Annotated in this window: 7 protein-coding genes; 4 read left to right on the forward strand and 3 right to left on the reverse strand. The window is 32.4% G+C overall.

The genetic code is table 11. The features are described from left to right. Nucleotides 1–14 precede the first annotated feature (14 nt). The gene (locus tag FUA22_RS03830) at nt 15–893 is read right to left on the reverse strand and encodes an AraC family transcriptional regulator (RefSeq protein ID WP_147766507.1); all 879 of its coding nucleotides are present in this window, start codon (nt 891–893) and stop codon (nt 15–17) included. Nucleotides 894–1,205: 312 nt separating this feature from the next. On the opposite strand from FUA22_RS03830, the gene FUA22_RS03835 reads away from it, so the two are divergent. Beyond that, nucleotides 1,206–5,321, forward strand: coding sequence for a hybrid sensor histidine kinase/response regulator transcription factor (locus FUA22_RS03835; protein WP_241664745.1), 4,116 nt, complete (start codon nt 1,206–1,208; stop codon nt 5,319–5,321). A gap of 482 nt (nt 5,322–5,803) precedes the next feature. Here the strand turns inward: FUA22_RS03835 and FUA22_RS03840 are convergent, their stop codons facing one another. Further along, nucleotides 5,804–7,600, reverse strand: coding sequence for a RagB/SusD family nutrient uptake outer membrane protein (locus FUA22_RS03840; protein WP_170309835.1), 1,797 nt, complete (start codon nt 7,598–7,600; stop codon nt 5,804–5,806). A 26-nt stretch (nt 7,601–7,626) separates the two neighbouring features. Continuing rightward, nucleotides 7,627–10,854: a SusC/RagA family TonB-linked outer membrane protein gene (locus FUA22_RS03845; protein WP_147766510.1), complete on the reverse strand. Its 3,228-nt coding sequence runs from the start codon at nt 10,852–10,854 to the stop codon at nt 7,627–7,629. A gap of 821 nt (nt 10,855–11,675) precedes the next feature. Between FUA22_RS03845 and FUA22_RS03850 the strand changes: the two genes are divergently transcribed. The 3 genes from FUA22_RS03850 to FUA22_RS03860 are packed head-to-tail and all read left to right on the forward strand — an operon-like array spanning nt 11,676 to nt 15,343. Continuing rightward, nucleotides 11,676–12,905, forward strand: a complete 1,230-nt coding sequence (locus FUA22_RS03850) for a glycoside hydrolase family 88 protein (RefSeq protein ID WP_206667078.1) — start codon at nt 11,676–11,678, stop codon at nt 12,903–12,905. 55 nt (nt 12,906–12,960) lie between these two features. Further along, a complete protein-coding gene (locus FUA22_RS03855; protein ID WP_170309836.1) occupies nt 12,961–13,767 on the forward strand; it encodes an SGNH/GDSL hydrolase family protein in 807 nt (268 codons plus the stop codon). After that, complete coding sequence (locus tag FUA22_RS03860) at nt 13,757–15,343, forward strand: sodium:solute symporter family transporter (protein WP_147766512.1); 1,587 nt, start codon at nt 13,757–13,759, stop codon at nt 15,341–15,343. The genes FUA22_RS03855 and FUA22_RS03860 overlap by 11 nt, the downstream gene beginning before the upstream one ends.

Genomic DNA, 15,343 nt, shown 5'->3' on the forward strand with positions numbered 1-15,343 from the left:
TTTAATAAAACACCCTAAAAGGATGAGGTCTTAATCTTGTAATTCTTTAAATAGTCAGAGGGAGTACAATTCATAACTAGCTTAAATTGGCGGTTGAAATTTGAAATGTTTTTGAACCCAGATTCGTAACAAACTCCGGCAATATTTAGTTTGTTTTCTATAAGAAGTTTACAGGCATAACCAATACGTATTTCAGTTACGTATCTAGAAAAAGTTTTGCGATTGACACGTTTGAAAAAACGACTAAAAGCCGAAGTATTCATAAAAGCTATTTTCGCTGCTTCCTCAAGGCTAATGTGCTTATTAAAATTGTTGAAAATATAAGCCTGAACCTTGTCTTGAGTATCGCTCTTTGTAGTTTTAAAAGAATTTAGAAAACCTAAACTAGATAATCTCTTCGTGCCCTTGTGTTTAGCTAGTTTATTAAGAATATTGAGAAATGCAATGGTTTTTTCAAAACCTTTTAACTCAAGCATATGGAGTATATCTTCAATTAAATACTCCTCTAAATTAAGAAATTTTAAACCTAACTTAGCTCTAGTAAAAAGTTCTAGAATATGGATCATTTCTGGTGTTTCAAAAAAGCCGTTCCCTAAATAATCTTCTTTAAAATGAATAGCTATTGCTTTAGCAGATCTGGTGGAACTTTCATCAAAATAATCTTCATTATTTAGCCACATATGTGGAAGGTCTTTTCCAATTAAAACGACATCTCCAGGTTCAAATTTTTCAATACCATCACCAATGAAACAGGCGCCTTCACTTTTTTGAATTACAACTAGTTCTAATTCTGGGTGATAATGCCAGATTTTTAAAAAATAGGGGTACTCATTTACTTTAGTGGTAAATGAACTGTTGCTAATACTACTTCTATCTAAGAGGTGAAGTTTCATAATTTGAAAGATTGCGTGTAAATATAATACTAAAATTATTTAATATTTACATACGAAAGGTATTAAGGCAAAAATAGTATTGTTTATTGCAATATTTTAGGTTGTCATTGCTATATAATGGATTAAATTTAATTTTGGTAATTTTATCTTATGTGATAGCTTTTTAATAGGCTTATTTTCTTCATAAGATTTTTAACTAACAACTAAACTAAACTTTAATCTAAGATGAGAATTAAAGCATTTTTTTCAATTTCATTTTTTTTAATGTGTCTTGTATTATCGGCCCAATTTAATAATGTTAAGTTTGAAAACTTGGATACAACTGAGGGATTGTCTAGTAGCACTTGTTTTGAGATTTTTCAGGATAGAGAGGGGTTTCTTTGGTTTGGAACAATTGATGGACTCAATAAATATAATGGATACGAGTTTGAAATATATAGATCTGCAATAAGCGACCCAAACTCCATAAGTAACAATCGAGTAAATGTTATTAAAGAAGACAATGAAGGTAATTTATGGATTGGAACAAACAATGGTTTAAACCTTTACAATAAGGGAACAAAGAAATTCATAAGAATTGATTTGTATAAACAACTATCCCTTTCATCTAGTCCACAAAAAATAATCAACGATTTGCTGTATGATGAGATTAATAATCATTTATGGGTAGCAACAAACAATGGTATTATAAAAATTGTTTTACAAGATGATAATATAAACTCTGAGAATTTTAAATTTTCATATTACATAAATGAAGAATCTAATTTTAATTCAATAGATAATAATAACGTAAATATTATTTTAAAGGATAAAAATGAAAATATTTGGGCTGGAACTAATGGCTCTCACTTAAATAAGTATAATTCACAAGAAGATAATTTTGATAGAGTTTATATATGGAACAAAAAGCCATATGAATTAAATCATTTACCAAAAAAAGTATTTATTGACGCAGATGGTGATTTTTTAATAGGAAATGATCTTTCAAATTTAGTTTTATGGAATAGGTCAAATAACACATTTGATCATATTTCAATTGTCGAAAAGAGTACGCCAATTTTGGGTATATATCAAGATAAGAACGGTTTGTTTTGGGTAACTACAGATGTCAATGGTATTTATTTGTTTGAAAAAGGACAGTACAAAGTAAAACAGCATATTGTAAATAATATTTCTGACCCATTTTCATTACCAAATAATAAACCTTCAAAGGTTTTTGAAGATAAGGACGGTATATATTGGATAGGAAGTTATGATAAAGGTGTAAGTAAGTTAGATCCATCAAAATATACTTTTGGTCATTATTATTATAAACCTGGTAAAACAGGAGGAATGAGTGAAAAAACAGCTCAGTCTGTTCTAGAGGATTCCAAGAATAGAATATGGATTAGTACGTATAATGGAGGCCTCAACTTATTTAATGAAAAGGAGAATACGTTTACACATTTTGGAAACAATCCTCGTGACAAAAATAAGTTAAGTTCCAATAAAATACTTTATACTTTCGAGACCCTTGATGGTAATATCTGGATATGTACCCTAGATGGTGGCTTGAATAGATTTAACCCAAACAGTAACACTTTTGAAACATTTATGCATGACCCTTCAGACTCCTTATCAATAGCTCAAAATTCGGTATGGGCTGGTGTTGAAGATTCTAAAAACAGATTATGGGTTGCCCTAAGAACTAAAGGTATAAGTTTATTCGATCGTGAAAAGAAACATTTTTATAATTATGGTGATTCATTTAAAGGAGGTAATGGTTTACTAAGTAATAATGTGTTATATGTATTCATTGATTCTAAGGAACGGTTACTAATAGGTACATCACTTGGGCTTAACGTTGTAGATTTGACAACTTTAGATGTTCTCATTCCAGACGAATTAACATTTAATCATATAGATGATAAAACAATAAACGGAACTGGAATAAATTATATAACAGAAGATTATTTAGGGAATATATGGTTAGGAGCCGATAATGGAATTCACAAACTTAATTCAAATTTGAAGTTAGTTAGATCTTATTCTTCGGAGGACGGATTACCAAATAATTTAGTTGTTGGGGTAGCAGAGGACAACAATAAAAATTTGTGGATTACTACAAAAGGAGGGCTTTCTTTGTTAAATCCTGTTACGAATAAATTCATGAACTTTAATATTCATGATGGAATTCAGGGGCCAGAGTATCAAAGTAAATCAATTGAACGATTGGATGATGGTCGTATTCTGGTTGGAGGTATAAATGGATTTAATATTTTTCATCCAAATGATATTGTGATATCATCTCCTAAAGCACTTAAACCGCTGATAACCAATTTTAAATTAAATAATAGAATAATCACATCAGGTGATTCTTTAAATAATAGGGTTTTATTTAGAAAGGCAATTGAGCGTACAGATAATTTATTACTTAAACACGATGAGAATTACATTTCATTTGAATTTGTAGCCTTAAATTTTGAAAACCCAGAACAGGTGCAATATGCATATAAAATGCAAGGTCTTGATGATAGTTTTATATATATTGGAACCAATAGAAATGTTAATCTTTCTAATTTGAAATCTGGAGAATATACTTTTGAAGTAAAGGCATCAACAGATGGTCAATGGGAAAATGTTCCTACAACATTTATTAATATTGAAATATTGCCTCCTTTCTGGAAAACATGGTGGGCCTACTTGATATACTTCTTAATTAGTGCAGGAATAGTCTGGATCATTATTCATTTCTATACCTTAAAAGTACAAGAAGAACAACAACATGAGTTAGATCAAATGAAGCTTAAGTTTTTTGTAAATGTTTCACATGAATTTAGAACTCCTTTGACTTTAATTTTGAACCCAGTTGATAAAATACTTTCCAGTTTTAGAAGTGACCCTGAAACAATAAAGGAATCTGCTATTTCAATTCAAAGAAGTGCAAGACGTTTGTTACATCTTGTAAATCAGTTGCTTGATTATAGAAAAATGGATGTAGGTATGGCTCCACTTCAGCTTAAAAAAGGTGATGCCATTACGTTTGTTGAAGACATATTTCTTCTTTTTAAAGGGTTAGCATTTAAAAAGGAAATTGATTATAAATTTGTTAAAACATCAATTAATATTAGTGCTTTTTTTGATTTTGATAAAATTGAGAAAATAGTGACAAACTTAATATCGAACGCAATAAAATATACTGATAGTGGAGGAGAAATTGAGGTTTCAATTGGTTTGGTTGCTGGTAGCAATTCAGAATCTAAGTTACTTCAACTAAAAAGGAGAGAAAAGGGTGATTTTTTAGAAATTAGTATTAGAGATACAGGAGTTGGATTAGATAAAGATCAATTAAAAAATGTGTTTTCTCGTTTTAATAATATTGATTCAACCAAGGCGAGTTTAGGAATAGGTCTTAATTTCACCAAAGCACTTATTGAACTTCATGGAGGAAACATATTTGTTGAAAGTCAGTTAGGAAAGGGAAGTGAATTTATAGTTAGGTTACCTTTAGATTTAAAGGCTAGTTCAACAAGTACTGTTAAAAATATTAAAGATGAATTTTTATTAAATTCAATCAAATCAGCAGAGTACGAGATGTTGTCAATTTCTGATGAATTGGTAGACAACAAAAGTGCTCTAAAAATTCAGAATAGTGAGAATAAGATATTACCAACTGCTCTAATAGTAGAAGATAATAAAGAATTGCGCTTACATTTAATTAATGATTTAAAGGCCAATTATAATGTAATAGAAGCGGTTAACGGGGAAGAAGGTATTAAGGCAGTAGATAAATATTTTCCAGACGTTATTATCAGTGATGTTATGATGCCAAAAATGGATGGTTTTGAAATGTGCAGAATTCTTAAAACAAATTTTGATACCTGTCATATACCTGTACTGCTATTAACTGCAAGAAGTCATGAGGAAGATCGAATTGAAGGTTATGAAAACGGTGCAGATAGCTATCTGTCTAAACCATTTATGCTTGACGTACTCAAGGCTAGGGTTGAAAACCTGTTGGCAGCTAAAAAGAGGTTACAGAACCGATTTACGGAATTAGGTAGTACAATACCATCGTCTTCTGAGGTTACGACTAATAATATAGATAAGGCCTTTTTGGATCGAACTACAAAAATCATTATTGACAATATTGATGACGTTAATTTTAAACAGGAAGATTTGTTAAAAAAAGTTGGTATTGGAAGGTCTCAATTTTATAGAAAGATTAGCGCTTTAACTGGACAAAACCCTAGTGCATTTATAAGAACTATTAGGTTAAAATATGCTTCAGAGAAACTTCTTAGTGAGGGTTATTCAATTAAAGAGGTAACATATATGGCGGGCTTCAATTCTACGGCTTATTTCAGTAAAACTTTCCGTGAATTATTTAATATGACACCAACTGAGTTTATAGAAAAACATAAAGCTTCAAATGAAAGGGTGTCTTAATCATATTCTTTATATAGTTGTTAATCAAGTCTAAATTTATTTAATGACCATTTATGTGTTTTACCGGTTAAATTTATTGCAATCATTTTAATGTTAATTAGTTGTTAAGTATTTAATATAATTTAAGGTGAAGCGAATGAGACTTATTGTCTCCCATCGTTAAAAGAAATTTTGGCGGAATAGTATAATATAATCTACAATATACTTTTAAGATTCGTTTGTGAAAAGATCTATCAAGGTATTTCCCGTCTTGATAGAATATTTTAGTCTTATAACTTAAGTTTTTTTTATTTCTGCGATTTTTTAGCAGTATAAATTTAAAAAAATAAGCCGCAGACTAGCTGCGGCTTATATAATTGTGAACTAAATTAAAAAGATTATTACTCAATCTAATTCAACTAAACTAAACTATTTCAAAACTAATGAATAGTGCTTTAAATCAAACCCTGTAAATAAAACAAGGTTTGATTTGATTTTAATAATTAGTATCCTGGGTTTTGTAATAATACCCCTTTTGTTATACCAATTTCATTTGTTGGCAAAGGAAACAAATAATTGCTTTTACTAAAGTTACGAGTAGATCCAGGTTGTACTACTAAACATCTTCTAGGTCCAACACCAGTTGTGGTTGTTTCTTCTGGAAAACCATAATTAGAAGGATTGTATAAATTAGTGTCAGTTTCCCAAACAGTACCCTCAATAACAGCTCCGAATATAGTTGCACCTAATTCTTGCTCGGCAATACCCCATCTTTTTAAATCGTTAAACCTAGTAGCACCTTCAGAATATAACTCAACCGTACGCTCTCTTCTAATCTCGGTTTCAATATCCATGTTATTAGCAGTTAAAAACGCATTGGTAAGCGCTGGTAATCCCGCTCTGGCCTTCACCAAATTAATAGATTCATTCATTTGAGCATCTGTTAAACTTCCATTCAACTCATATAGTGCTTCAGCATACATTAAATAAACTTCAGCAAGACGCATTAATGGCATGTCAAAAGATTCAGTTCTTGTGGCTCTATAAGCATCTGAAGACCCCCACTTCCAACTCATAAACTTGGCGTTGAAATATCCAAAGTTATTAGTACCACTTAATCTTAAATCCGGATCATTTGCTATAGTAGGTATAACCCCAACATCATCATGGTTGGTAAAGTAAGAATACATTCTGTAATCTCTGTTTTGGAATTCATCTTCTGGATTTGCATACCCTTGGAATAATGGAGATTGATCTATTGGTAGCCCATCAGAACATAATAACATGTCTATTATTTTTCTACTTGGCTTTACTCTACCTCCATAAACATGGCTAACTAGGGTACCAGCTTGTCTAAATGTGAAATCATATTTAGTATAGAAAATAAATTCTTTATTTGTTGCTTTGTCTAATCCGGCAGGATTAGAACCACCATCTTCTAAAATAAATAAGAAGTTTGAACTTAAATTATTAAGCTGATTATTATAGTCCCATAGCTCAAAAGTGCCAGAATCCATAATAGATTTTGTTAATGAAACTACTTCATTTAAATAAGTGTTGATATTTGCTGGATCATAACCAGCACTACCAGCTCCTGATGAAGTTCCATCACCATCTGTATCTGTTCCTACATATTTCATCCAAGTGGCTTCATGTAATAGCACATCCGCTTTAAAAGCTTGAGCAGCTTCTTTGCTAATTTTACCTTTTTCACTACCACCTATATTAGCTTCATTTGGTAAGCCAGCTATGGCCGCATCTAAGTCTGCTAAAATTTGAGCAGTAACTTCGTATCTACTATTACGTGGTCCATATAGTTCGTCAGAATCAACGTCTAAAGATCTTGTTACTATTGTAACACCTCCATAACGCTGCATTAAATTGAAATGATGATACGCTCTGAAAAAATATGCTGTTGCCACATATTGTGATATGGCAGCTTGGTCTTCAAAAACCTCTGCCCTCTCAATTAATAGGTTTAAGTTTCTAATTTGAGTGTATGGATTATTGTAATAACCATCAGTAGCTGGTGCTTGAGTCTCACCTCTACTGTATTCTTGCATAGCACTACCTTCTTCATATCCAACCAAATCAGAACCATGATCTGAATAGATTGCTTGATCTTGCCATCTATATAAACCTCCATATAGACCATTAGAACCAGTTAAAAAGTGATCAACTTGATTGTAATAAGAGCCCTCTGTTAAAGACGAAGGGTGATCTAAGTCTATAAAATCATCTTCACAGGATGTGAAGAACACCATTAAACATGGTAATATTAGATAAATTACTTTTTTCATTTGTATATAATTTTTTATTAATAATATTAAATGGATAATTTTATACCCATGGCCCATGAACGCATGAACGGATAAACACTTGCATTTGTGCTAGCTCTAAACTCTGGATCATAACCATCTTTTACACTTGTGAACTCAAACAAATCGTTTCCTGAAAAATAAACACGTACATTATTAATTGGAGTACCACCTATTTTTAAGCCTTTAATATTATAACCTATAATTAGTTGTTTTAATCTAAGGTATTTATTGTTTTGTAAAATATGGTCTTTACTTCTGTAGTTCCATCTAGATATACCACGTTGTGTAGTTAATCTAGGGAATTCTGCATTACGGTTATCTTCGGTCCAAGTTCTACCTAACCACGTGTTAGATTGGTTTTGCCACTCAGCTTGAAATGGTTGTGCAAAATAACCTGTTCTATAAATGTTATGCTTAAGGGCTCCTTGGAAGAATGCACTTAAATCCCAGTTTTTATATTTTACATCAAAATTTAATCCGTAAACATAATGCGGTTGAGCATCACCATGGTAAGTTAAATCGTCATTATTAATAACGCCATCACCATTAGAATCTACAACTTTCATGTCACCTGGACGTAAGGCATTGTTTGAAGTTTGTGAAGGTAAAATACCTCCTGCAGTAAGACCAGCATAATAAGCATCAACTTCGGCCTGCGAGTCAAAATACCCATCAGTTTCCCATAAATAAAAGGAGTTAATTGGCTTCCCTTCAATAATTTCATTACCACTATTAAGGTTTTCTGTAGGTACACCTAAGAAACCTTCTTCTTCATAGAAATCTACTACCTCATTTCGGCTGTCACTCATGTTAGCACTAACAGAAAGGTCAAAATCTCCAATTTGGTCTCTCCAGCCAATTGCAAATTCCCATCCTTTGGTTTCAAGAATACCTTCATTTGTAAACGGTGGATTTGTACCTAAAGTTTCTGGTCTAGCTCTTCTAATAAGCATACCAATGTTCTTCTTTTTAAATAAGTCAACAGAACCGAATACCTTGTTGTTAAATAATCTGAAATCTAAACCTATTTCTTTATTTACAAGACGTTCCCATGTAGTGGTACTACTAAATAAACTACTGGCAACTGATGTTCCTTGCTGAGCGGCGTTGGTTTGTCCAAAAATTGTTGAACCAGTTCCAACAGTTGATAAGTAATCAAAGTTTCCTATACCTGCGGTACTACCTAATTCTCCATAACCACCACGTAACTTTAAGAATGATATGATGTTATTGTCTTGTAGAAAATCTTCTGAGCTAAGAACCCAACCACCAGAAACACTAAAGTAATTTTGCCATTTTTGTCCTTGTGCAAACCTAGAAGATCCATCACGTCTTCCTTGGAGTTCTAATAAGTACTTACTTTTGTAATCATAATTTATACGACCAATATACCCAAAGAATCCCCATTCACTACCACCACCATTGTTAGTATAAACAGCAGTATCCGATGAAGGCTCCCCTACATTTAAATCATATACACCAAGATCAACAAAACCTGGTGTACCTTGTATTCTACCTCCTAGATTATTAGAAATATTTTTTTCAGAGTCTATCGCTAACATTCCCGTTACATTATGGTCTCCAAAGCTATTGTTATAGTTTAAAGTAGCATTATACTTTTTATAAACTATTGAGCCAGATTCTTCATCAATGAAACTTGTTCTATTTATACTGTTAGAATAACCGCCTTGCCAAGAATAAAGAGGTACTTCAGTTTGATATTCTTGATCTTCTCTATGTTGTTTATTAAACGAGTAAGATGCCGTAACATTAAAATTATCGTTAATTTTATATGTGGCCTGTGTGGTTAAACTAAGTTGTTCATCTTTGTCATTTCTTCTACCTCCATCTTTAACCATTGCAATGGCATTTCTGTCACCTGTGATATTAACACCTCCAAAATTGGCATAATATTGCCCTTGGTCATTATAAGTAGGGAATAAAGGTGCATCCCACGTAGCGGCTTCTCTTGCTAAACCTTCAGCAGGTCCTGAAAAACTATTGTGAAAGTAAGAAATATTTGTATTTATACTTAGTTTATCACTTATATTATTACTGTAATTTAAAGCAAAGTTGTATCTGTCGGCTGTATCATCTGCTACTTTTAAGCCACCTACATTCTCATCATAACCAGCAGAAATACGGAAGCTACTTTTTTCATCGCCTCCAGAGACACTCACGTTATGTTGACTTGAATAAGAGTTACCGAACATTTCATCAAACTTAGCTGAATTACCTAACCAGATGTTTCCGTTTATAGGTAAATCATAATAGCCTTCTTCTCCATTAGCAATTCTCTGTACATTATCACGATTAGCCCAAAAGAAATAGCGAGGTGGATAACCAGCTGCAATATCTTGATCAACAGCAGCTAAGTAAAGCTGTCCGTATTGAGACATGGTTGGCGACGGAGGGCGAATACCTATAGTACCCATACGGAATACAGAACTCACATCTACCTTAACCTTACCTTTTCCTTTTTTGGTTGTTACAAGAACTACCCCACCAGCGGCACGAGAACCATAAACTGATGCAGAACCACCTTTTAGGACACTGATGCTTTCAATGTCATTAGGGTTCATATTATTAAAAGTTTGTGCGTTAATTGCAGGAACACCATCAATAACAAATAGAGGACTTATTCCATTAATAGAAGATACACCTCTAATTTGAAAATTAATTCCTTCATCACCTGGTCTTGAAGAAGTACGTGTAACCACCAAACCTGGTGTTCTACCTTGAAGCGCTAATGCAGCACTACCTTGTGCTAAATCTTCAAAAGCTTCAGCTTTTATTTGCTCAACTGCACCAGTTAGAGTCTCTTTTTTTGCAGTACCGTAACCTACCACTACAACTTCATCTAATTGAGCAAGGTCTGGTTGTAATGTAACATTTATGGTAGTATTGCTTCCTACTACAATTTCTTGTGCTGCAAAACCAATATAAGAAAATACTAATACATCCCCTGCAGAAGCACTAATGGAGTAATTTCCATCAAAATCGGTAACGGCACCTGTTGATGTTCCTTTAACAAGAACATTTACCCCAGGCACTCCCATGTTGTCATCAGCACTAATAACGGTTCCTGTAATAGAAGTTTGAACAACTTCGGAATCTAATGAGGCGTTCGCCGCATGTACGTGTGTAGATAAGACAGAAAGCATAAAGGCCATTACCCAAAATAGACTTGAGTAATTTTTCAGTCTTAGCTGATAATGTCTAAGTTTAGTCATAAATTTTTAGTTTAAATTGTTAATAAATTAGTTAGTAAAAATTGGTGTTTGAAAAATGGTTAAATAAACACCAAACTATAATTATGACAATGTTAGAAAGAAAAGAGGTGCTCGCTGATAAATTATTACTCATAGAATATAAATTATAGTCCTTTTGTTAATTTGGGTATTAAAAGATGTGAAACTAAAAAATATTTGTTAATTAAAATGGCTGGTTTTTGTATTGTAAAAAATCAATCAAATAATTGTATGTCAATATAAAGATAATAGCATGGTTAATTATTATTATTTTTTGTGATTTTTTTGGTACGATACTAGGCTGTTTCAAGATTAACCCCTTCCGTTTTTAGACTCATTGTTTTATTTAAAAAGATGTTAAGTCTTTGTTATATAAGGTTTTACCTGTTTTTAAAAGCTATTGATTGAATAGATTCTTATATGAAGGTACATACTTATAATACGAGTTTAGTTCATGAAATTATTTTTAATTGTAAAATTTAATGCAGCACTTATTTATAATATAATGGAATCTTGTTGTGCTATTATTTAATGGTTTACATACGCATTAATGCGTGGTCTAGTTTTTTAATTCATTTTGGTTTCGAACAGTTGTAATTAGCTTTATACAATAGAAAATATGGGTGTAAATTCATTAAAAGAGCAATAGTTTATAGCCTTTGAATTATAATTTATTAGCCATAAAGGTTATTCTGTATAATCTTGTATTATGTTAATTCAAAGTCTGAAATTGATTTACTTATTTGGTATAAACGACTTTGGTTTTTATAATTCAATAAACTACACCAACTTAAACATATTTGATGATGACACGAATCGTTTTACTTTTATCAATTCTCTTTTTTGTTTCTTGTAATTCGTTAAAAAAAGAAGAAGAACAAACTAAAGAATTCAGTCTAGATAAAGTTCTAAATAGTAACGTTCTTAAAACTAAAGAAACACTCAAAACGCTATCCGTTTCTGATGGATTTCCAAGAAATATTGAAGAAGGAGAAACCAATTGGAAAACAGTAGGTGTAAGAGATTGGTGTAGTGGATTTTGGCCTGGGGTTTTATGGTATGCTTATGAGTACTCTAAAGATGAGAGTATAAAACATTATGCTGAAGCTTTTACGAAGCCAATAGATACAATCGCATTTAGTTCTGCAGACAATCATGATATTGGTTTTATGGTGTATTGTAGTTATGGAAATGGTTATAGACTAACCGGAAATGAAAACTACAAAAAGGTATTGTTATCGGCCGCAGATACATTGGCTACGTTGTATAATCCTAATGTAGGTAGTATTTTATCTTGGCCTGTGCACTTGGACACATATAAGCATAATACTATTATAGATAATATGATGAATTTGGAGTTGCTTTTTTGGGCATCAAAAAATGGCGAGAATAAGGCATTATATGATATTGCTGAAAGTCATGCGGAGGTTACAATGAAGCATATTGTAAGACCAGATAATGCTGTTTATCATTTAGGGTCTTTTGATGATCAAACCGGAGAATTTCTTAAAGGATATACGCATCAAGGTTATGCAGATGAATCTATGTGGGCAAGAGGACAAACATGGGGTATTTATGGGTTTGCCATTGCCGCAAGAGAAACAGAAAGGGAAGATTTTCTTGATACATCTAAAAGGCTAGCAGATCATTTTTTGAAACGCATGCCCGAGGATGGAATCCCATATTGGGATTTTGATGACCCCAAAATACCAAACTCACCTAAAGATGCTTCTGCCGCGGCTGTTGCGGCATGTGGAATGTTGGAGCTTTCGGGATTGGTGAAAGAGGAATCTTTAAAGAAAAAATATATTGATGCTGCGAAGAGTTTTTTAGAGATTCTATCATCTGATAATTACTTAAGTGGAGATACTAATCAAGCATTATTGTTACATTCTACAGGTCACCACCCTAAGAACTCAGAAATAAATGTGCCAATTATTTATGCAGATTATTATTTTATGGAAGCACTGTTAAGACTTAACAAGTTAGAAGAATCTTTAACAGATGCTGATGGAGCTGTAGCTACAAATTAAATTTGATAAAAAATAATGGATTTCATATTCATGATTGTTGTTTTAGATGAAAAGTATGATCAAAATAGATCATACTTTTTTAATTGTAATGAAACCAAATGAAATGTTACCAATCAATAACACTATTCTTAAATTGTTGTTATTCACTCTTTTTTTTTGTACTTCTTGTGGGATTGGAAAAATTCAAAATGAAGTTAAAGAGGGGCCTATTGTTGTTGATAATAATGGAATAGCGGGTAACACTACATTAGATTTATTAAATAGAGTAGATGCAGATGTATTAGGCAAAAAATCAGATTTAGTCATTCTCATGGTAGGTACAAATGATATGCTTAATTCTAACAAATTTGTTTCTTACAGAGATTACGAGGCAAACCTAACTCAAATTGTTAGAAAAATTAAAAAACACGGGACAGAAGTTTTGTTAATGAGTTCACCTACGGTTGATAGTGTGTATTTATTTGGAAGACATGATAAAACCCTGTTCGAGGAAGACCCCAATATAAAGCTTCAAAATGCAAAAAATATTGTAGCTCAGGTAGCCAAAGAGAATAATACACTTTATTTGGATGTTAATAGTGTTTTTAGCAAAGGAGGTTTACCAGTTCACAATCAGGACGATTACATAATAAATGAAAAGAATAGTAATAAAAAAGATGGTGTTCATTTAACATCCCTAGGCTACAAATTTATTGCTAAAATAGTATTTCAATATTTGGTTGAAAACAATTTACAAGTTAGGTATAAAAGTATTGTTTGTTTTGGAGATTCATTAACAAAAGGTTCTGGTGCCAAAGGAGCAGGAACAATTACAGGTGAAAATTATCCATCATTCTTAAATCAAATGCTCAATGAAATTTAAAAAAGTAAAGAGGAAAACAATTACAGTGTCGCTTCTTCTTTTTTTTAGTATGTCTCTATTTGCTTTAAATCAGGAAGAAGTGGCTTCAAGTGGTTTTAGTACCTTGAACTGGATTATTCTTATAGTTTTCCTTTTGGGCACAACGGTGATAGGAGAGCTTGTTAAAAATAAAGACAAAGGTTTGGATGCTTTTTTTAAAGGTGGTCAAAACTTACCATGGTGGGCAGTTTCGTTATCACTCATAGCAACAAAAACCAGTGTAGCAACCTTTATAGCAGTACCGGCATTTGTGTTTTCTCTTAATGGAGATTTAACCTATTTGCAAATGACTATAGGTTTTGCTTTAGGTAATATATTATTCGTTTATGTATTGTTAAAAGAATATTATGATGAAAATATTTATAGTCCATATGATTTTATTCAGAAACGACTAGGAATTAAAATAAGTCAGTTATCCAGAACCTTTTTCATGGTTGGTGCTACCATGAGTCAAGGTGTAAGGCTATTAGGAACCGCTTTGGTGCTTAGTGTTATTACAGGTCAAAGTACGGTGGTTTGCATATTGATTATTGCAGCGTTCGCTGTTGTATGGTCTTATATTGGAGGTATTACAACTGTGGTTTGGACAGATGCCATTCAATTTATGATATTTATTTTCGGTGCTTGTTTTGCCTTGTTTTATGCTGTTGGAGACATACCAGGAGGTTTTGGAGAGATGATGGTTATAGCAGATGAAAAGGCAAAATTAGTGCTACTCGATCTGTCGTTAGATCCTCATAAAACATATACTTTATGGGTAGGGGTATTAGGTTGTACGTTTTTTGAATTTGGTTCAAACGCCGTAGATCAAGTGGTTACACAACGCGCACTATGCTGTAAAAACTTAAAAGAAGCCCGTAAAGCGGTCGCTTTTTCAGTGATAGGGGTTGCAACCACATGGATTATGGCTTTTGTAGGTATAGGTTTAGTGGCCTATTATGATATCAATCCACTATCGGAATTACTTAGTAATTCAATAGCTCAAGAACCAGATAGAATTTTCCCATATTATGTTGTAAACGAATTGCCAAATGGTATTTCAGGATTAATAATAGCAGCCATGTTCGCAGCAGGTATTTCTACATTAGACTCGGCATTAACGGCATTGTCACAAACCAGCGTTATGGGAATAGGAACTTTAGTATTTCCAAAATTAAAAACCATGGATGAAAATAAGGTGGTTAAAATATCCAAAATGGCAATTATTATCTGGGGTGTGATTTTGGCGGTATTAGCTTATGGTTTTAGCTATTTCCAAGATGGGGGCTTATTAGCATTAGGCTTTAAAGTGCCAGGGTATGCTTATGGGGCATTGATAGGAATAGCCTTTTTAGCGCTCATGCGAAAAGGAAAATTTATAGGTGTTTTATCAGGGGCATTTATAGCTATACTTGTGATAGCATGGATGCATTATGAAGGTATAAGTTTCTTTTGGTGGTTCCCTGTTGGTGCAGTTGTAGTTATGGCTGTAACATTATTACATTGGAATATAGCAGGAAAAAATAAAAAATTAAATCTTCAAAAAGGAGATGCATAG

Source organism: Seonamhaeicola maritimus (assembly GCF_008056315.1).
GTDB lineage: Bacteria > Bacteroidota > Bacteroidia > Flavobacteriales > Flavobacteriaceae > Seonamhaeicola > Seonamhaeicola maritimus.

Excerpts from the sequence above, each read along its gene's own strand:
- FUA22_RS03830 (WP_147766507.1), bottom strand. The coding sequence starts at position 893 with ATGAAACTTCACCTCTTAGATAGAAGTAGTATTAGCAACAGTTCATTT.
- FUA22_RS03840 (WP_170309835.1), bottom strand. The coding sequence starts at position 7,600 with ATGAAAAAAGTAATTTATCTAATATTACCATGTTTAATGGTGTTCTTC.
- FUA22_RS03845 (WP_147766510.1), bottom strand. The coding sequence starts at position 10,854 with ATGACTAAACTTAGACATTATCAGCTAAGACTGAAAAATTACTCAAGT.
- FUA22_RS03850 (WP_206667078.1), top strand. The coding sequence starts at position 11,676 with ATGATGACACGAATCGTTTTACTTTTATCAATTCTCTTTTTTGTTTCT.
- FUA22_RS03855 (WP_170309836.1), top strand. The coding sequence starts at position 12,961 with ATGATCAAAATAGATCATACTTTTTTAATTGTAATGAAACCAAATGAA.
- FUA22_RS03860 (WP_147766512.1), top strand. The coding sequence starts at position 13,757 with ATGAAATTTAAAAAAGTAAAGAGGAAAACAATTACAGTGTCGCTTCTT.